The sequence below is a fragment of the Chryseobacterium sp. genome, assembly GCF_029240215.1.
Classification (GTDB): Bacteria; Bacteroidota; Bacteroidia; order Flavobacteriales; family Weeksellaceae; genus Chryseobacterium.
Window position 1 is genome coordinate 34,268 of record NZ_JARBTK010000001.1, and the last position, 18,520, is coordinate 52,787.

An 18,520-nucleotide genomic window follows, 5' to 3' on the forward strand; every position below is an offset into this window, starting at 1 on the left:
TTAAAAGTTTTTATTTTTAATAATATAATTGGGTCTTGCTTTCACCTGTTTGAAAATTTTACCTAAATAAATTCCGATAATTCCCAAAATAATAAGCTGTAAACCACCAAAAAAAACGATGGTCATAATCAATGACGCCCAACCTGAAATTTCTGTTTTTGTAACAAAAGAATGAATGACATAAGCAGCGTAACCGATCACCGAAAAGCCTGAAAATAAGAATCCTAAATAAGCAGCAATGTAGAGAGGTTTTACACTAAATGCAGTGATTCCTGTAAATGCAAAGGTGATCATTTTTTTAAGGTTGTAACTGCTTTCTCCAGAAACTCGTTCAGATGCTGTAAAGTCTAATGCAATCTGCTTAAAGCCCATCCAGCTTGTCAATCCGCGTAAAAAAAGATCATCTTCATTGAATTTTCTCATGACTTCAACCACATTTGCATCCATTAATCTGAAATCTGAACCGCCACCTTTTGTAAGATTTACATCAGATAAACCGGATAAAATTTTATAGAAAAAATCTGAAGTTTTTCGTTTAAAGAACGAAATTTCTTTGGGATATTTTCTGACCGTCAAAACTACATCATATCCTTCTTCCCATTTCTGAATCATTTTTGGAATCAGTTCCGGAGGATGCTGAAGATCGCCGTCCATTGAAATTACAGCATTTCCCAAAGCGGAGTCCATTCCGGCTTTTACGGCAGGTTGATGTCCAAAATTTCTAGAAAATTCGATAAACTTAACCTCGCTGTGTTTGTTTGATAAATCTTCAAGCGCTTGCTGAGTCTGATCTCTGCTTCCATCGTTTACAAAAATAATTTCAAAATCATAATTCTGTAATTCTGAAAAAACTTCTTTGATTTTTTTGTGAATCAAAGCAACATTTCCTTCTTCATTATAGGCCGGAACTACAATAGATATTTTTTTCATCTGTAGATATTTATTGTTTTTTAATGGTCATATGGAATCGCCTATTACTTTTAAACATTTGTTTGAAAATCTGTAATTGCGATTTCATTTTGATACTATTTCAGACTGTAATCTTTTTCAAAATCTCTTGACATCAGTTCATAAATTATTCTGAACCAAACCACAATGCAAGGTACCGCTTTTAAGGAATATTTAACGATATAATTGACTTTGATGGATTTCGGAAATAAATCTGAAGGTGAAAAACTTGTCAGAATAATTACAAAAACAAGCATCGCAATAACCAACGGTGATCTTTCTTTCTGTAAAAAAAACCAGATCATCACTCCGGCAACTGCAATAATGTAAGTGGGAGATTCTGAACCTGAACTGAATAACACCAAAAACAATAAGGTAGAAGCCAAAATCATTAACTGAAAAGCATAATTTTTATACTGCTTGATTCTGATGTATGGCAATGCAAATAATGGTAAACCAAATGCTAAAAAAGCAAGATTGGAGATCGAAGCATCTCCCAAAATTCTTCTTACAAAACCCATCAAAGAAATATCCTGATAACTGTTTAAACTCTGATTCTGTGCATTTTTCTCTGCCAACGAAACCGACCAGTCTTTGTAACTCTGAATTACAAATTCAGGACTTGAATAAATCATCGGAAAAACAAAGAATAATAACCCAATCACAATTCCGGCGATGATAAATTTAGTTTTATTTTTTATGAAGAAAAACTGTGACAAGCCTACAACTCCATAGATTTTCACAAAAACTCCAACCATGAGTGCAGTGGCTGATTTTACTTCTTTCTTTTCGTAAATATAAGTTGCTGACAACATCAATAATCCAACAAGAGCAATATTAAACTGTAAACTTAAAGCTGCTGTAATGTATTCCTGTAAGCATAATAGTGCAAATAAAGCCTTCTTACCATCAGAAAAAGGAAGTTTATGAATAGCATAAATAAAGATGAAAGTATTAGCCACATTCCAAAGAGAAATTCCCAACCAATCGGGCATTAAAGCAAATGGAGCAATCAATGCACTAAAGAAAATCCCATAATGATTGGAATCCTGAAAATGCTCTGGATATTGTAAATAGAGATTTTTCTCAAGAAGAGTATTGAAATACGTGTATTTAAAAATGAGGTAATTATTGATTGCATTACCTCTAAAGTATTTTGAAATAGCCGTAACGATTGCTATAATAAGATAAACCCCAAATATATACTTGGGGTTTAAAATAAACTTTAAAAATTTTTCTTTCAAGGTTTTTAGTTTTAGGTTAAATATAATTAAACCGCAACATTATTTTCTCTCAAAGCGTCATTCAGTGACGTTTTTTTATCTGTAGATTCCTTTCTTGTACCAATGATTAAAGCACATGGAACCTGATATTCTCCTGCAGGATATTGTCTTGTATAACTTCCTGGAATTACCACTGAACGCGCAGGAACTCTCCCCTTGATTTCAATCGGCTCTGAACCTGTAACGTCGATGATTTTAGTTGAAGCCGTCAAAACAACATTTGCTCCCAAAACAGCTTCTCTCTCAACATGCACTCCCTCAACAACAATACATCTTGAACCGATAAAACAATCGTCTTCAATGATTACCGGTGCAGCCTGAAGCGGTTCTAAAACACCACCAATTCCAACACCACCGCTCAAATGTACATTCTTACCAATCTGCGCACAACTTCCAACTGTCGCCCAAGTATCAACCATCGTTCCTGAGTCTACATAAGCTCCAATATTTACATAAGAAGGCATCAAAATTACACCCGATGCGATGAAAGAACCTTCTCTAGCTACTGCATGAGGTACGACTCTTACTCCTTTTTCAGCATAATTTCTTTTCAAAGGCATTTTATCGTGAAATTCAAACGGACCGACTTCAATAGTCTCCATTGTCTGGATCGGGAAATACATTACCACTGCTTTTTTTACCCATTCATTTACCTGCCATCCGTTTTCTGTAGGTTCAGCAACACGAAGCTTTCCCGAGTCTAAAAGAGAAATAACTTCTCTAATAGTGGCTTTGCTGTCCTCGTTTTGTAATAAATCTCTATTATCCCAGATGTTTTCGATAGTTTGTTGTAATGACATGTTTTAAGTTTAAATCAGTTTAATAATTATGCCGCCAAATATACAAAAAAGTTACGCAAAACCCTTTTAAACTTGCAACCTTGAAAATGGTTTTTATGTAAAAAAAATAAAGCTTTAATATGAATAATTACACATTATAAAACTCTCTGTGCATGAAGATATGCTTTGTTCCAGTATTTTTCGTTGAGAGATGAAATGATAACACCTTTTGATGTAGAAGCGTGAATAAATTTTATTTCACCATTATTTTCTATCGTATGTACAATTCCTACATGAGAAACCTTACTTCTACCCGCTGTTGCAAAAAATAGTAAATCGCCAGGTTTTATTTCTTCTACGTCAATGTTTTTCCCCGCATTTGCTTGGTCTGCTGATCTTCTTGGTAATTTCAAACCATTATCATCGAAAACTTTTGTTGTTAATCCTGAACAGTCAAAACCAGAAGATGAATTTCCACCGAATTTATAAGGAGTTCCCAGATATTTTTCTGCATCATGCAAAATATCTTTTACTGAACCGGATATTTTACCATCAAACTTAGAATCAAGTTTTCTTAGATTTTCTGATTTTGCTATTATTTTATTTGAAGAAGCTTTTGATTTCACAACATTTTTTGAACTTCCACAAGATATAATCATTAAAGAAACTAACAAAAACATAAAGTATTTCAAAGTTTTTTGATAATATAGTTTTCCTGAGTTCATAATCCGTTGATTTTATATTAAATAGGTTGCCAAAACAAATTTACTAAATAAAATTTAATTATACTATAATTATACTATAACTATACTATAACTATATTATAATTATATGTTAAAATTATAATATTAAGTATTAATTTGTATATTTGAGGTTTAATTTGATCAATGGCAACATATGAAAGTTTGATAAAACTCAACGGATCTCTGGGAGATCTGGTTTTTTATAATCTTAATGGTAAAAATATTGTTCGGAAAAAAAGTGGTTTCAATAAAAATGCATTTAAGAAAAGCCCTTCCTACGAAAAAGTCCGTCAAAACAGTTCTGAGTTTGGTCACTGTTCAAAGATTGGTAAGATTATAAGACAGTGTCTTGAAGTGTATATCAAAAAATCTGATGATGCCCTACTCTACCAAAGATTTGCAAAACTGATGACTGAAATTAAAGATCTGGATGCTATCTCAGAAAAAGGAAAAAGGTGTGTTAAAAACGGACTTTTGACAGAGCATGGAATGCAATTGCTGAAAAAATTCCAGTTTGGACTGATTGAAAATCTTGAAAACTCAGCGTCAATTTTTGAGGGATTATGGGATAAAAGTTTGGTTTTAAATAAAGATATTAGCTTTGATGAGCTTATTATAGAAACCATAAATATTGATTTTGATCATTATCAATCTGATCATTTTAAACAAACAATACAAACGGAAAAGCTGCTGAACGAATATGTTTTTGAAAAACATTTTTCAGAGGAAGAATTGTTGCTTCATTTTGCGGTTTTAAAAAAAGAAGGAAAAATTGCACATATGGGATTTGTCTGAAAATATAAAGATTTAAAAAAATGGATATTGTATTTATTTAAACAACTTCTTAAATAAAATTTAACAAAATATTTGCAAATATGGTTTAATTACTTACTTTTGTACCGCTTCGTGTGAAAAGCACAGAAACAAAGGGGAATTAGCTCATCTGGCTAGAGCGTTAGACTGGCAGTCTAAAGGTGACGGGTTCGATCCCCGTATTCTCCACTTAAACAAAACTTTATCAAGGCTATGAAGAAACTTTTTTTACTTTTAGTGACGACTTTTTTATTAATAGGATGTACCGCAGATGACGAAACGATCTATGACTACATAGGAACCTGGTCTGGTACATACACAGGAAGTGATAAAGGAGTATGGAATTTTGTAGTGGCTAATGATGGTAATGTTACCGGAACAATGCATTCTGAGACTAATAATGAGAATTATAATATCTCTGGTCATTTGGATGCTTCAGGACAATTAACGGCAGAATTAGGATTGCCTGCAGACGGACAGTTTGTAGGAACCCTGGATCTTGATAAAAAAGGAAACGGAAACTGGACGAATGCTGTACCAACACCAACAAGAAGCGGCGCTTGGACTGGTGAAAAGAATAAATAATTTCTCAATTATAAAACAAAAAGACCTGTAAACATTTTGTTTACAGGTCTTTTTTGATAAATGATATAAACGAAAACTATTTATTGAAATCCTTCATTTGTAACGCTCTCTGAAAAAATGACTGAGCTGCAATTTTTTCTTCTACCTCCTCAATTGCTTTTAGCAAATGGTTTTCATTGTCTGCAATCTCACTCAATATTGTTGAGATCAGTTTCCAGACAGGTTGTATTTTTTTGATTAATTCAATTCCTTTTGATGAAAGTTCTATCAAACGTTTACGCTCATCAGATTTATCTTTTTTAGAAATGATTATTTTCTGCTTTTCGAGTTCTTTTAACAGGCTGATCGTTGATGGATGGGTATATCCTATTTCATTTGCAATTTCGACGACACTCAGTATTTTTTTATGATGCAGCGTGAAAATTACCGGAAACCATTTGGGTTCGAAGTCAATTCCAAATTCTTTATAGATCAAAGCTCCGTCTTTGCGCAATTGTTCGCTAAGTCTCTGTAATCTTGTTGATAAAGCTAAAATCCCTGATTGGTCAATTACATTCATTATTTAGATTTTAAATTGAGAAAACAGAAAACATTGTCAGTTTCCATCAAAGGAAATTTTTCAGGTAAAAATTCTTTTTCAACAATAATAAAGTGATTTTTTTCATAAAACCGCAAAGCTGCCTTGAGCACAGATACAGTCCCTAAATAAATCTGTTCGATACCATTTTCGTTACAATAAAAAATAAGTGTTTTTAAAAGTTTTTGTGCTATATCATGCTCCTTTCCCCTAAAATCTTTTTTTACAAACATCTTTCTGATTGCAGCAGATTTTTTATCAAATTTTACTAATGCAATTGTTCCTACAAGTTGATTATTTATAAATGCACCCCAGAAGTTTCCGCCATTTGATAAATAAAAATTATTGATATGAAGGAGATCAGGTTGATCATCAATTGTAATCTGAATATTGAATTCTTCTTACTGGATATTCAGAATTAAATCGATGACAGCTTCCGAATATGTATCCTTGATCGGTTGAATTTTTAACATAAATTTTAATTATGTTCAAAACTACGTAGTTAACTACGTATAAACAAATAATATGAAAAATATTTTAAAACTTTTTTCTAAAATTTTAAGTAATAAAAAAACGTACACTGAAAACAGCATACGTTTAAAAGAATTTATATTAATTTGATTTATTTCCAGCCACCGCCTAAAGCTTTATATAAATCTACTGCAGCTTTCATTTTGCTGTATCGGGCATTAGAAATATTAAGCTCTGCATTTAAAGAATTTACATTGGCATTTAAAACTTCGAGGTAGTTTGCCATACCGTAGTTTACCAATTCCTGAGAATACTCTACAGAGTTTTTGTAGGCATTGAGCTCTTTTGTCTTAAGATCAATAAAAGAATCCTGTACCGAGAATACTCTTATTGCGTCAGATACTTCTTTTCCTGCTGTGAGAACGGTTTTTCTAAAGTTTAAATAAGCTGTTTCTTTATTTGCCAGACTGACCTCGTAATTGGTTTTGATCTGTCTTTTATTTAAAATTGGCTGTACCAAACCTCCAACAATGCTTGCAAACAGGGAATTTACACTGAATAAATGGTCAATATCTACGGATTGCAATCCACCGCTTCCTGTTAGTTTTAGTGTAGGGTAAAATTGTGCTTTTGCGGAATTGGTCAGTTCAAATGCATTCATTAAATTAAATTCAGCCTGCATTACATCCGGACGATTTGCCAGCAAAGCAGCAGGATAACCCAAAGCAAAGCTTTCAGGAAGTTTTTGGGCTTCTAAGGTTAATCTTTCAATGGTCTGTGAAGGTTCACCCATCAAAAGACTCATGGTATTTTCTAAAATCTGAATCTGTGTGTCAATATCGATCAGTAAAGATTGCGCATTATACACAAGTGCAGCACTTTGCTGTACGGCAACTTCTGTAAGAGTTCCGGCAACTTTTAGTGCTTTTGTCGTCTCAAGGTTATTCTCACGGACTTTTATTGTTTCCTGAATAATTCTTTTCTGATCATCCAAAGTAAGCAATTGATAATAGCTTGATGCAATTGAAGATACCAAACCACTTTTTACAGTTTGATGCGCCGCAACACTCCCTAAATAAGTCGCTAACTGTGCTTTTTCCTGCGCTTTCAGTTTACCCCAAAGATCAGCTTCCCAACCGATCGATCCGGTAATGTCAAACTGATTGACATAACGCCTTTCCCCAATGATCTGCCCAAACTGGGTATTCAGAGACTGGGTCTGAAACGTATATCCCGGTCCTACAGAAAGCGTGGGTTGATAAGCTGCTTTGCTTTGTCTAAGATACGCTTCTGCAGAGGTAATATTCTGCAGAGCGATTCTTATATCTAAATTATTTTCTAAAGCTTTTGAAATATGTTTCTGAAGAACAGGATCTGTGAAAATTTCTTTCCATGAAACATTGGCGATACTTGCACTGTCCTGCGGAAGCATATCGGTACGGAACAGTTTTTCATCTACAACAGCTGTAGGTCTCTCGTACTCTTTTCTTACATGACAAGAGGTAATCACTATTGTGGTGAGCACTGAAAAAGCAGTTCCTTTTATAATTATTGATAAATTTTTCATTATTTAAATCTTAAAGATTTCTTATTCAGCTAAATTGATGTCTTCATGTTTGATCGGTTTTATTTTTTCCTGTAAAGTCTGGAAAACAACGTACAAAACAGGAATAACAAATACACCTAAAATAGTACCTATTAATAATCCGATTGCTGCACCTGTTGCAATAGATCTATTTCCTACGGCACCAATTCCGCTCGCTAAAACCAATGGTAACAACCCGAAGATAAATGCCAGCGAAGTCATTAAAATAGGTCTTAATCTTGCTTTCGCAGCATTGATTGCAGAATCTACAATCGACTCACCATGATGTCTTCTCTGAACAGCGAACTCAATGATCAAAATTGCATTTTTGGCAAGTAATCCTACAAGCATGATCAAAGCAATCTGAAAATAAATATTGTTTTCAAGCCCCATGATTTTCTGTCCGAAATATGCCCCCATTACTCCTAAAGGCAATGAAATCACAACCACGAAAGGCAGAATATAACTTTCATACTGAGCAGAAAGAATGAAATACACAAACACCAAGCTTAAACCAAAGATCAATAAAGTCTGAGATCCAGAACTTAATTCTTCTCTTGTAAGACCCGTGAATTCTACATCGTAATTCTGGTCAAGTGTTTCTTTAGCAACTTCCTGAACGGCAGTAATTGCGTCACCTGAACTGAAACCTGCCTTATTTGCTCCGGTAATTTTTACAGAAGTAAATAAATTGTAACGACCTACAGACTGCGGACCATATGTTTTGGTCAATGTTACAAACTGTGAAATCGGTGACATCTCTCCGGAACTTGTCTTAATATAATATTGGTTAAGATTTTCTGCATTGACTCTGTTTTCAGGAAGCGCCTGAATCATTACTCTGAACTGCTTCCCGTATTTGGTAAAATCAGCACCGTAAATTCCACCGATATATCCCTGCATAGTTGACAAAATATCATTTACAGAAACTCCTTTTTGTTTAGCCAACGGAACATTAATTTCCATCATATACTGCGGATATTTTGTATTGAATGAGGTCTGTGCAAATTCAATTTCCGGTCTTTGCATCAAGTTTCCGATAAATTCATTTGTTTTGGCATCCAATTCAGCAAAATCACCACCAGATTTATCCAAAAGAACCATCTCAAAACCTGCACTGTTACCAAATCCCGGTACACTTGGCGGCTGAAAGAAGACAACTTTTGCATCAGGAACTTTACCAACCAATCCGAATAACCTTTTAGAAATTTCTTCTGAAGATAAACCGTCACCTTTTCTTTCGTCAAATGGTTTTAATTTAACAAAAGCAAGTCCGTTGTTACTTCCGTTTCCGGAAAGCAGCCCACGTCCTGTAGATATGGTTACATTCTGAATTCCCGGAATCTGCAATGCATTTTTCTGCAACGTTTTCAAAACATTATACGTTCTTTCCATTGATGCTCCCGGAGGAAGCTGTACGTCTGTGAAAATAATCCCTCGGTCTTCGGTAGGTACAAACCCTTTTTTCATACTACCGTTTGCCCAATAGATAATTCCGCATGTAACAACAAGAATTACCAAAGTCACCCACTTATGTTTGATAAGGAAATTAAATCCTCTACCGTAACGTTCTGTGGCAGTTTTGAAACCAATATTAAATTTATAAAAGAATTTCTGAATGAAATTTTTATTCTTATAATCTTCGTGATGTTCTTCGTGTGGTTTTAAGAAAAGCGAACATAAAACGGGACTTAAAGTCAATGCATTTACTGCAGAAATGATAATCGCAATAATCAGCGTAATACCAAACTGCTGATAAAATACACCGGTTGGTCCTGTAATAAACGTTACCGGAATAAATACCGCCGCCATTACCAAAGTAATAGAGATAATCGCTCCTGTAATTTCATCCATCGCCTCAACGGTCGCTTTCTTCGCATTTGAAATACCATTTTCCATCTTGGCGTGTACGGCTTCGACGACGACGATCGCATCATCGACCACAATACCGATTGCCAGTACCAAAGCGAAAAGCGTCAGTAAGTTTAATGAATATCCGAATAGATTTAAGAAAAAGAATGTTCCCACAATCGATACCGGAACCGCAATTGCCGGAATCAGTGTTGATCTGAAATCTTGTAAGAAAATATAAACTACGATAAATACCAAAATAAATGCTTCGATCAAAGTATGGATTACTTTTTCAATAGATGCATCCAAAAACTCGTTGGTATCGAAGTTAAATGTATATTTTACACCTTCAGGGTATGAACTTTCATTTTCTTTAAGCTGTTTTTTGATGTTTTCAATAATCTCCTGAGCATTCGATCCGGGAGTCTGGAAAACCCCCATACTGATGGATGGGTTATCTCCGTTTTCACCCACTCCGGAATAAGAAAGACCTCCTAATTCTACTTTCGCAACATCTTTCAGCATTAAATTCTGTCCGTCCGGAAGAGATTTGATGATAATGTCATCGTACTGCTCTTTTTCGCTGAATTTTCCAACATATTTAATGATATATTCGAAAGAACTTCCGCTGTTTTGTCCTAAAGAACCTGCTGCAGCTTCCCTACTTTGATCGTTGATGGCAGTTGTAACTTCATTTGGTGTTATTCCATATGCTGCCAATTTAGCAGGGTCTAGCCAGATTCTCATTGAGTAGTTCTTTCCACCAAAAACATTGGCTTCACCTACTCCATTAATCCTCTGGAGATTCGGAATTACATTGATATTCAAGAAGTTCTGAAGATAGACGTCATCTATATTTTTATTTTCAGAATAAAAAGAAAGATACATCAATGCACTTGTCTGTTGTTTCTGTGTAACAACACCTGCTCTCGTCACCTCACTCGGAAGTAACGGAGATGCTCTCGCAACACGGTTTTGTACATTTACTGCGGCAATATCTGCATCAACTCCTTGTTTAAAAAACACTTGAATCTGCGCTGAACCGTCGTTTCCGGCAGTTGAAGTAATATAATCCATTCCTTCAACACCGTTGATCTGTTCTTCCAAAGGAACAACAACACTTTTCATTACGGTTTCTGCGTTCGCTCCTGTATAATTTGCTCTTACACTCACCGTTGCCGGTGCAATGTCGGGATACTGTGTAACCGGAAGTGCTGTAAGTCCTAAAACACCGAGAATAACGATCAGGATGGAGATTACAGTGGATAAAACCGGTCTGTTAATAAAGTTTTTTATCATTAGAATTTCGGTTTTACTGATTGAACGAGACTATCCATACTGACTTTTTTAGGTTTAACGGCAGTTCCCGGTTTTATATTTCCTGTTCCTGCGGCAATGATCACTTCACCTTTTTTCAAGCCTGATTTTATTAAAGCTAAATTGTCAATTCTTTCGATTACTTCAACAACGGCATTTCTTGCAGTGTCTTTTTCAACTTTATAAACGTAAACAATACCTTGCTGCTCATACGTTGCACTTTCCGGAACGACCAAAACGTTGTCATATGTTTTAGGAAATCTGATACTTCCGCTGTTTCCGTTGCTTAAAAGTTTCTGCGCATTTTTAAATGCAACTCTGAATTGAATAGTTCCCGTTGTTTCATCAATAGAACCTGTAATGGCTTCAATTCTTCCTTTTTCAGGATATAAACTTCCGTTAGCCAATTGTAACTCCACCATCGGAAGGTTTTTAATTTTTTCAGGAACATTTGCTCCTACAGATTTTTCTAGAAAATCAAAATATTCTTTTTCATTCATTGAAAAATAAGCGAATACTTCTGAAGTATCTGAAATTGTTGTTAGGGCAGTTTGATCTGTTGGTCCAACTAAACTTCCGACTTTTAACGGTAATTTACCGATAACTCCGGAAATAGGTGCACGAATGATAGAATAATCTACGTTCGCCGCTGCTCCTTTATAATTGGCACTCGCTTGTTGTCTTGCTGCAATTGCCTGCTGAACCTGAGCCTGAGCTTGAGAAAGATTGGCTTGAGCTGTCTGAAGCTGAATATTGCTGATAATGTTTTTTTCAACTAATGGCTTAAGCTTGTTGACTTCTACTTGTGCTGCATTTACTGCGGCCTGAGCTGCGGCAATATTTGACTGTGCTGCACCGACTCCTGCTTTTGCTGCCGCTGCAGTTTCATTTAAAGTATTGGTTTCGAGGCGGAATAATGGCTGTCCTTTTGTTACATATTGACCTTCATCCACCAAAACCTGGGTAATATATCCCTGAATTTTTGCACGAACATCATTATTCACTCTGCCTTCTATACTTGCCGGGAAAATATCGTAACCCGTTATATTTTTATTTTCTACCGCTATTACAGGAAAAGTTTTTGGACCATCCTGTTTCGGAGCTTCTTTTTTGCAGGCAGTTAAAGAAAATGCTGCTACAGAAAATAGTATAAGCTTGTTTGTCATTTTTATAGTTTATTAAGAGATTCCTGAATATTTATGATGTTTTTATTTAAAAGAGATTTATAGACTTCCATTTTGTCTTCAAAATCTTTGTCATCTACTTTTTTAAATTTTCTGAATTTTCGAAGGTCTTCAATCAAGTTGAGCTCATCTTGCATTTTTTGAACAATTTTTTCAAACCTTACTTTCTTGTAATCGCTGTTGGTGTAGAAATACCTTTTGCGCTCATCTATCTTATTTATATCAATAATGAGTTGAGCATTGAGCAGCAATTTAATATTGGTGGAAACCGAACTTTTGCTTGCTGCAAAAACATCCACAAATTCATCAAAAGTAATTCCTACCTTTTCAAAATCAAAAATAAGGTAGGAATAGATTTTAGAAGCCAATGGCGGAAGATTAAACATCGTGCTGCAAAATTTTACTGCATCCTGAAAAATCTTTTCGTCAATTTCTATACTTTTATTCATAGGTAGAAATTTATTTTTTAACAGCGGCTATATAATTGTTTAAGTTAATTGTTGACAATTACAATTCATAGCATATTAATTCTGAGCAAAAGTAAAACTTAGTTCGGAACTAAACGAACAAAGCCAATAGAGTTTATGAATATATAGTTTCTAAAAGAATCAATCAAAACAGATTTAACCTTTTGATGTTTTTTAAATCAATATCTTTTCGAATGCTTTTCGAACTCCTCCAGAAAGAAAAACTTCACCACAATAAGTGTATCCTTTATTTTCCAAAATTTTAAGCATTGCAGCATTGTCATAATTGGTATCAACCTTAATACTGTGAACGTTTTCAGCTTTTGTATAGTCTTCAATATAATCAAAAAGCTTTTTAGCCAGACCTTGTCCTGCAAACTTTTCAGAAACTGCAACCCTGTGAATCACAACAAACTCACCGTCTGTAAGCCACGCTCCATCGATTGTACTGTAAGCCGGCTCATCGTTAAAAATTAAAGCTACATAAACTGCAATTTCAAGATTTACTGTAAGAACAAATCCGAATTTTTTTGAGATATCGCTTTCTATGGTTTGTTGATTTGGGTAACCATTCTGCCATTGAGTACTGCCGTCGATTCTTCGTCTTTCGATTGATTGCTGTATGATTTCCCAGATTATATCTTTATCCCGAATTTCTGCTTTTCTGAATTCAATGGTGTTATCCTGAGTCATTGAGTTTATTTTTTAATGATTTGAAAGTTTTAGTATTAAAAGATTCTGATCAATAATTATTTCTTTCACAATATTTATAATTTCATTTTTAAAATTTGACAAAAAAAACCGAAAACTAATTGTATTAATTTTCGGTTCCGAAGTAGTAAAATTTAAAATTATGAAATTGTTTTTTATTGATTCTGATTTTGTTGAAGGTAAGCATCAATTACATCAAATGCTTTTTTTTCATCCTGCAAATCTACCATTACTTTCAACGATGTTGCTGTAGGCGTTGTCGTGAACGTAAGATAATTATTTTCTACGGCATTTGTGATCTGCGCCTCTTCTAATTTTGATTTGATCAACTGAATTTCTGAAGGTTTATCGCTTTCAAAAACAGATACTCTCGTGTTGCGTTCCATATAATATACATTTTGAGTATCTAAATATAGAACTTTTTTTTCAGAATTCCAAATTTTGAAATTTTAAATTCTATTAATATTACTTTCAATTTTATCTAAAGCAATCTGAATTTCTTCCTGAGTAACGTTCAAGTGAGGTCTGAAACGTATTGATTGATCACCACATGCGAGGATGATCAAGCCTTCGTCAAATAAGATTTCTCTCAAATGATTTCTCTGCTCATGCGTAGGCAAATCTATTGCACACATCAAGCCTTTTCCTCTAGCATTAGAAATTTTTTCAGGATATTTTTGAGCTAGATTTTGTAAACCTTCCAATAGATATTCGCCGACAACTTTTGCATTTTCAACTAAATTTTCTTTCTCAATCACTTCCATCACCAATTGGAAACGAAGCATATCAATAAAGTTTCCTCCAAAAGTTGAATTGATCCTTGAGCTTTCTCTGAAAACGTTATTGGGAACTTCATCAAATTTTTCTCTGTTTGCCAAAACACCACAAACCTGCGTTTTTTTACCAAAAGAAATGATATCAGGTCTTATGCTGAAATGCTCAAATGCCCACATTTTTCCTGTAATTCCGATTCCTGTCTGTACTTCGTCGAAAATTAACAGGATCTCATGCTCGTCACAAAGCTTGCGTAATTCAACAAAAAACTCATCTCTGAAATGATTGTCTCCACCTTCAGCCTGAATCGGCTCAATAATAATGCAGGCAACTTTATCAGGATGTGACAAAATAGCTTCGCCAATATTTAATAAAGCCAATCTTTCATTATTGATGGTTTCCTCAAGATTTTCTTCCGTAATAGGAAAAGTTAATTTCGGATTTAAAATTCTCGGCCATTCAAACATCGGGAAATACTGATATTTTCTTGGATCTGAAGTATTGGTTAAACTTAAAGTATAGCCGCTTCTCCCATGAAAAGCCTGTCTGAAATGGATGCAGATCCCAGCTTCAATGTCAAGACCTTTATCAAAATTCTTTCTTGTTTTCCAGTCGAAGCAAGCTTTCATTGCATTTTCAACGCCTAAAGTTCCACCTTCAATGAAAAAAGCATATTGAAGTTCTTGAGGCATTACCACTCTTTCAAAAGTATCTAAAAAGTCTGCATATTCCTTAGAATAAACATCTGCCAAAGTAGGTTTATTGATTGCCATTTTTCCCAGCCAGTTTGATCTTTCAACCAGATAAGGATGATTATAACCAATCGACGCTGAGCCAAACATTGAAAACATATCCAGATAATTTTTACCTGTAATAGAATCATGAATCCAGGAGCCATGAGAGTTTTCAATATCCATAACAAAGTCAAAACCATCTGCCAAAACGTGTTTTCCTACGGTTTGTTTTACTTTATTTATTTTTGTTTCTACTGTGTGTTCCATATTTTGTGTGAATTGAAATATTTTATTAAAAGATTGAAAATTGAAAAATTAGACACTGCTGATTATTTAATCTTTAATTTTTTAATGATTAAAATTAAAGCTTTATAAATCAAATTTAATTCCCTGTGCTAAAGGAAGTTGGGTTGTATAATTGATGGTGTTCGTTTGTCTTCTCATGTAGTATTTCCAAACGTCAGAACCGGATTCTCTTCCTCCTCCTGTTTCTTTTTCACCACCAAAAGCTCCACCGATTTCAGCTCCCGAAGTTCCGATATTCACGTTGGCAATTCCACAATCTGAACCTGCCTGTGAAAGGAATAATTCCGCTTCTCTCAGATTTTGGGTCATAATTGCAGAAGACAATCCCTGAGGAACATCATTCTGGATTGCAATTGCTTCTTCTAAGGTTTTGTATTTAATTAAATATAAAATCGGTGCAAAAGTTTCGTGCTGTACGATTTCAAAAGAATTTTCAACTTCCGCAATACAAGGTTTTACGTAGCATCCTGATTCATAATCTTTTCCTTCTAAAACTCCGCCTTCCACAACAAATTTTCCGCCTTCCTGAATACAATTTTCAATCGCCATTTCGTACTGATTGACTGCATGAACGTCAATAAGTGGTCCAACGTGCATGTTTTCATCTAAAGGATTTCCAATTTTCAATTGTCCGTAAGCTTTTACCAGACGGTTTTTCACTTCATCATAGACATCTTCATGAATAATCAGTCTTCTTGTAGAAGTACATCTTTGTCCGGCAGTTCCTACCGCTCCAAAGACGGCTCCGATAATTGACATATCCAAATCGGCATCTTTAGAAATGATAATGGCATTGTTTCCGCCTAATTCAAGGATTGATTTTCCGAATCTTTCAGCTACTTTTGAAGAAACCATTCTTCCCACTTTAGTTGATCCGGTGAAAGAAATCAATGAAACACGTTTGTCTTCCACCAATAATTGTCCGATCTCGTGATCTGCAACCAAAACACTTGAAATACCTTCAGGAAGATTGTTTTCTTTTAAAACTTCCATCATAATATTCTGACAGGCAATTGCACAGAAAGGAGTTTTTTCTGACGGTTTCCAGATCGTAACGTTTCCGCAAATCCATGCTAAAGCTGTATTCCATGCCCAAACTGCAACAGGAAAGTTAAAAGCAGTGATGACACCAACAATTCCAAGCGGATGATATTGCTCATACATTCTGTGTCCCGGTCTTTCGGAATGCATGGTGTAACCGTGAAGCTGTCTTGAAAGACCAACCGCAAAGTCGCAGATATCGATCATTTCCTGCACTTCGCCAAGACCTTCCTGCAAAGATTTCCCCATTTCGTAAGAAACAAGTTTTCCTAAATCATCTTTATATTCTCTTAATTTCAGACCCAATTGTCTTACATATTCTCCTCTTTTAGGAGCAGGAATCATTCTGAATTCCTTAAAGGCATCCTGTGCAGTTTCAATTACCTTGTCATAATCTTTTTCTGCTGATGTTTTTATCTTACCAATTAATCTTCCGTCTGATGGCGAATAACTTTCAATGGTTTTCCCGGAAGCGAAAAATTTACCTCCTGTAGAAGTACCTTTATTTTCAGCTTTTATTCCGAGGTTTTTTAAAGATTTTTCAATTCCGAAATCTTTGACTTTTTTTGACATAAATGTTACTTTTCGTTTTGTCTAAAGATAAAAATATTTCTGAGACTGATGAAATTTTAATGATTTAAAGCTATTTTTATTTGGAATGATTATAAACATCTTTATCTTTGCAGGATAAATCTTTCTTGAAATGGAAACCAATAAATCTGTAAACGAACCTACAGAAGAGAAAAATTCTCGCTGGAAGAAGATGCTGAAAAAATTCGGTGTTGCCGGAATTATCTTTTTTACGGTAAAAGGGATTATTACTTCTACGCTTATTTACTTTTTAGGTAAAAATTTCTGGTCGATCATCAGCGGTTATTTTACCGGAATTTTTCAATAAAAAAAGCAAAGATTGCTCTTTGCTTGACTTAATCAATATTTTTATTCTTTTTTCTTCCTTCCGGAGTTTATCAAACTTTGATTCAGCAAATATTCCATTTGCCCGTTTACACTCCTGAACTCATCATTTGCCCATTTTTCAAGTAACTTATAAGTAGACTCATCAATCCTGATGACAAAAGATTTTTTGCCTTTCGGTGGAGTTTCTGAAGAGTTTTTAGGGTTCTGAGATTTCATTTTTTTTGAATTATTCTGTTGGCTTTTTTAGCTAAATTTAATTATCTACTTTAATATAATAGTAATTTTTAACGCAAAGTCCGCAAAGATTTTTTGACTACTAGCTGCTTTTAAGTTCGCAAAGGCGTTTCACTTAACGAAGAATACAAAGGTTTAATTATTATGCTAAAATTAACCTAAGCTTTAGTATTAATCTTAATTATATAAGGTTCCTGCATTTAGAATGGGTTGTGCTGCTTTTTCACCGCAAAGGACGACCATTAAATTACTGACCATCGCAGCTTTTCTTTCATCATCCAATTCAACAATATTTTCTTCTGATAATTTTTTCAAAGCTAAATCTACCATTCCGACTGCACCTTCTACAATTTTGGTTCTCGCTGCTACAATTGCTGTTGCCTGTTGTCTCTGAAGCATTGCTCCTGCAATTTCTGATGCATAAGCCAAGTGAGAAATTCTTGCTTCCTGAATAATAATTCCTGCTTTTGAAAGTCGGTCTGTCAGTTCCTGTTCAAGAATAGAATTGATTTTATCGCCACCTTCTCTTAATGTAATCGGTGCATGATCATCTTCCAAGTTATCGTAAGGAAAACTCATTGCCAAATGACGAACCGCCGCCTCACTCTGCATTTTCACAAAATCTGAATATCTTTCAACATCAAATGCTGCTTTATAAGTATCGCCTACTTTCCACACCATTACAACTGCAATTTCAATGGGATTTCCCATTTTGTCATTTACTTTTAACGTTTGTCCCTGAAGATTTTCCGAACGCAAAGACATTTTTTGTGATGAGTATAAAGGATTGATAAAAAACAGTCCGTTATCTTTTACCGATCCTACATATTTTCCAAAGAAATTCAAAACTCTCGAATGGTTTGGCTGAATAATCATCAAACCTTTCATAAAGAAACAGCTCAATAAAAAACAAGCTATTGCAAGAATAACAAATGTGATGCTGACTTCAACTCCGGTAATAAACAGATAGCCGGAAGCTGCCAATAATACTAAACAAATAACAAGGGCAAGATAGCCTGACATTGGTTTTAAAACTTTTTCCATGATTTTTTTATTTTTAAAATGATATTAATTTGATATCATAAAGATATAAATAAGTTTTGAATTATAAGTTTTTTTGATCAAATAAATTTCTTTTTATAATCTTAACATGAGAGATTCTTATAAAAATATTCACACAGTTTGTCATTCCGTAGGAA

Annotated in this window: 19 protein-coding genes and 1 tRNA gene; 4 read left to right on the forward strand and 16 right to left on the reverse strand. The window is 34.5% G+C overall.

Going from position 1 to position 18,520, the window contains the following annotated elements; all coding sequences use genetic code 11:
* From K0R77_RS00175 to K0R77_RS00190, 4 genes are all read right to left on the reverse strand, one after another.
* Positions 1 to 930 (reverse strand): glycosyltransferase family 2 protein, encoded by a 930-nt coding sequence (locus tag K0R77_RS00175; protein ID WP_300345996.1) that lies wholly within the window; start codon positions 928 to 930, stop codon positions 1 to 3.
* A gap of 95 nt (positions 931 to 1,025) precedes the next feature.
* Positions 1,026 to 2,192: a glycosyltransferase family 87 protein gene (locus tag K0R77_RS00180; RefSeq protein WP_300345998.1), complete on the reverse strand. Its 1,167-nt coding sequence runs from the start codon at positions 2,190 to 2,192 to the stop codon at positions 1,026 to 1,028.
* 26 nt (positions 2,193 to 2,218) lie between these two features.
* Entirely contained in the window at positions 2,219 to 3,031 is an 813-nt protein-coding gene (locus K0R77_RS00185) for a 2,3,4,5-tetrahydropyridine-2,6-dicarboxylate N-succinyltransferase (RefSeq protein WP_300346004.1), read from the reverse strand.
* Between the two features lie 134 nt (positions 3,032 to 3,165).
* Positions 3,166 to 3,735: a C40 family peptidase gene (locus tag K0R77_RS00190; RefSeq protein WP_300346008.1), complete on the reverse strand. Its 570-nt coding sequence runs from the start codon at positions 3,733 to 3,735 to the stop codon at positions 3,166 to 3,168.
* Between the two features lie 162 nt (positions 3,736 to 3,897).
* On the opposite strand from K0R77_RS00190, the gene K0R77_RS00195 reads away from it, so the two are divergent.
* From K0R77_RS00195 to K0R77_RS00205, 3 genes are all read left to right on the forward strand, one after another.
* Positions 3,898 to 4,548, forward strand: coding sequence for a hypothetical protein (locus K0R77_RS00195; RefSeq protein ID WP_300346010.1), 651 nt, complete (start codon positions 3,898 to 3,900; stop codon positions 4,546 to 4,548).
* Between the two features lie 133 nt (positions 4,549 to 4,681).
* Positions 4,682 to 4,755, forward strand: a tRNA-Ala gene (locus K0R77_RS00200).
* Between the two features lie 24 nt (positions 4,756 to 4,779).
* Positions 4,780 to 5,151, forward strand: a complete 372-nt coding sequence (locus tag K0R77_RS00205) for a hypothetical protein (RefSeq protein ID WP_300346012.1) — start codon at positions 4,780 to 4,782, stop codon at positions 5,149 to 5,151.
* Between the two features lie 76 nt (positions 5,152 to 5,227).
* Here K0R77_RS00205 and K0R77_RS00210 read toward each other — a convergent pair whose 3' ends face one another.
* The 10 genes from K0R77_RS00210 to K0R77_RS00255 form a co-directional block, all read right to left on the reverse strand.
* Entirely contained in the window at positions 5,228 to 5,710 is a 483-nt protein-coding gene (locus tag K0R77_RS00210; RefSeq protein WP_300346014.1) for a MarR family transcriptional regulator, read from the reverse strand.
* Positions 5,710 to 6,117 carry a GNAT family N-acetyltransferase gene (locus K0R77_RS00215; RefSeq protein WP_367182676.1) on the reverse strand — a complete coding sequence of 136 codons (408 nt, stop codon included), beginning with the start codon at positions 6,115 to 6,117 and terminating at the stop codon, positions 5,710 to 5,712. The genes K0R77_RS00210 and K0R77_RS00215 overlap by 1 nt, the downstream gene beginning before the upstream one ends.
* Positions 6,118 to 6,350: 233 nt before the next feature.
* Positions 6,351 to 7,766, reverse strand: a complete 1,416-nt coding sequence (locus K0R77_RS00220) for an efflux transporter outer membrane subunit (protein WP_300346016.1) — start codon at positions 7,764 to 7,766, stop codon at positions 6,351 to 6,353.
* 21 nt (positions 7,767 to 7,787) lie between these two features.
* Positions 7,788 to 10,934, reverse strand: coding sequence for an efflux RND transporter permease subunit (locus K0R77_RS00225; RefSeq protein WP_300346018.1), 3,147 nt, complete (start codon positions 10,932 to 10,934; stop codon positions 7,788 to 7,790).
* Positions 10,934 to 12,118, reverse strand: a complete 1,185-nt coding sequence (locus K0R77_RS00230) for an efflux RND transporter periplasmic adaptor subunit (protein WP_300346024.1) — start codon at positions 12,116 to 12,118, stop codon at positions 10,934 to 10,936. The genes K0R77_RS00225 and K0R77_RS00230 overlap by 1 nt, the downstream gene beginning before the upstream one ends.
* A gap of 2 nt (positions 12,119 to 12,120) precedes the next feature.
* Entirely contained in the window at positions 12,121 to 12,585 is a 465-nt protein-coding gene (locus K0R77_RS00235; RefSeq protein WP_300346027.1) for a transcriptional regulator, read from the reverse strand.
* A gap of 192 nt (positions 12,586 to 12,777) precedes the next feature.
* Entirely contained in the window at positions 12,778 to 13,296 is a 519-nt protein-coding gene (locus K0R77_RS00240) for a GNAT family N-acetyltransferase (RefSeq protein WP_300346032.1), read from the reverse strand.
* A 173-nt stretch (positions 13,297 to 13,469) separates the two neighbouring features.
* Positions 13,470 to 13,700: a DUF2007 domain-containing protein gene (locus K0R77_RS00245; RefSeq protein WP_300346039.1), complete on the reverse strand. Its 231-nt coding sequence runs from the start codon at positions 13,698 to 13,700 to the stop codon at positions 13,470 to 13,472.
* Between the two features lie 63 nt (positions 13,701 to 13,763).
* Positions 13,764 to 15,089, reverse strand: a complete 1,326-nt coding sequence (lat, locus tag K0R77_RS00250; protein ID WP_300346056.1) for an L-lysine 6-transaminase — start codon at positions 15,087 to 15,089, stop codon at positions 13,764 to 13,766.
* A 102-nt stretch (positions 15,090 to 15,191) separates the two neighbouring features.
* On the reverse strand, positions 15,192 to 16,742 hold the full coding sequence (locus K0R77_RS00255) for an aldehyde dehydrogenase family protein (RefSeq protein WP_300346058.1): 1,551 nt from the start codon (positions 16,740 to 16,742) through the stop codon (positions 15,192 to 15,194).
* Between the two features lie 130 nt (positions 16,743 to 16,872).
* Here K0R77_RS00255 and K0R77_RS00260 point away from each other — a divergent pair, with 130 nt between their 5' ends.
* On the forward strand, positions 16,873 to 17,067 hold the full coding sequence (locus tag K0R77_RS00260) for a hypothetical protein (protein ID WP_300346060.1): 195 nt from the start codon (positions 16,873 to 16,875) through the stop codon (positions 17,065 to 17,067).
* 41 nt (positions 17,068 to 17,108) lie between these two features.
* Here the strand turns inward: K0R77_RS00260 and K0R77_RS00265 are convergent, their stop codons facing one another.
* Both K0R77_RS00265 and K0R77_RS00270 read right to left on the reverse strand, forming a co-directional pair.
* The gene (locus K0R77_RS00265; protein ID WP_300346067.1) at positions 17,109 to 17,303 is read right to left on the reverse strand and encodes an Arc family DNA binding domain-containing protein; all 195 of its coding nucleotides are present in this window, start codon (positions 17,301 to 17,303) and stop codon (positions 17,109 to 17,111) included.
* 195 nt (positions 17,304 to 17,498) lie between these two features.
* Positions 17,499 to 18,365 (reverse strand): SPFH domain-containing protein, encoded by an 867-nt coding sequence (locus K0R77_RS00270; RefSeq protein ID WP_300346072.1) that lies wholly within the window; start codon positions 18,363 to 18,365, stop codon positions 17,499 to 17,501.
* Positions 18,366 to 18,520: the final 155 nt, after the last annotated feature.

Excerpts from the sequence above, each read along its gene's own strand:
- K0R77_RS00175 (WP_300345996.1), bottom strand. The coding sequence starts at position 930 with ATGAAAAAAATATCTATTGTAGTTCCGGCCTATAATGAAGAAGGAAAT.
- K0R77_RS00185 (WP_300346004.1), bottom strand. The coding sequence starts at position 3,031 with ATGTCATTACAACAAACTATCGAAAACATCTGGGATAATAGAGATTTA.
- K0R77_RS00190 (WP_300346008.1), bottom strand. The coding sequence starts at position 3,735 with ATGAACTCAGGAAAACTATATTATCAAAAAACTTTGAAATACTTTATG.
- K0R77_RS00195 (WP_300346010.1), top strand. The coding sequence starts at position 3,898 with ATGGCAACATATGAAAGTTTGATAAAACTCAACGGATCTCTGGGAGAT.
- K0R77_RS00205 (WP_300346012.1), top strand. The coding sequence starts at position 4,780 with ATGAAGAAACTTTTTTTACTTTTAGTGACGACTTTTTTATTAATAGGA.
- K0R77_RS00210 (WP_300346014.1), bottom strand. The coding sequence starts at position 5,710 with ATGAATGTAATTGACCAATCAGGGATTTTAGCTTTATCAACAAGATTA.
- K0R77_RS00220 (WP_300346016.1), bottom strand. The coding sequence starts at position 7,766 with ATGAAAAATTTATCAATAATTATAAAAGGAACTGCTTTTTCAGTGCTC.
- K0R77_RS00225 (WP_300346018.1), bottom strand. The coding sequence starts at position 10,934 with ATGATAAAAAACTTTATTAACAGACCGGTTTTATCCACTGTAATCTCC.
- K0R77_RS00230 (WP_300346024.1), bottom strand. The coding sequence starts at position 12,118 with ATGACAAACAAGCTTATACTATTTTCTGTAGCAGCATTTTCTTTAACT.
- K0R77_RS00235 (WP_300346027.1), bottom strand. The coding sequence starts at position 12,585 with ATGAATAAAAGTATAGAAATTGACGAAAAGATTTTTCAGGATGCAGTA.
- K0R77_RS00240 (WP_300346032.1), bottom strand. The coding sequence starts at position 13,296 with ATGACTCAGGATAACACCATTGAATTCAGAAAAGCAGAAATTCGGGAT.
- K0R77_RS00245 (WP_300346039.1), bottom strand. The coding sequence starts at position 13,700 with ATGGAACGCAACACGAGAGTATCTGTTTTTGAAAGCGATAAACCTTCA.
- lat (WP_300346056.1), bottom strand. The coding sequence starts at position 15,089 with ATGGAACACACAGTAGAAACAAAAATAAATAAAGTAAAACAAACCGTA.
- K0R77_RS00255 (WP_300346058.1), bottom strand. The coding sequence starts at position 16,742 with ATGTCAAAAAAAGTCAAAGATTTCGGAATTGAAAAATCTTTAAAAAAC.
- K0R77_RS00260 (WP_300346060.1), top strand. The coding sequence starts at position 16,873 with ATGGAAACCAATAAATCTGTAAACGAACCTACAGAAGAGAAAAATTCT.
- K0R77_RS00265 (WP_300346067.1), bottom strand. The coding sequence starts at position 17,303 with ATGAAATCTCAGAACCCTAAAAACTCTTCAGAAACTCCACCGAAAGGC.
- K0R77_RS00270 (WP_300346072.1), bottom strand. The coding sequence starts at position 18,365 with ATGGAAAAAGTTTTAAAACCAATGTCAGGCTATCTTGCCCTTGTTATT.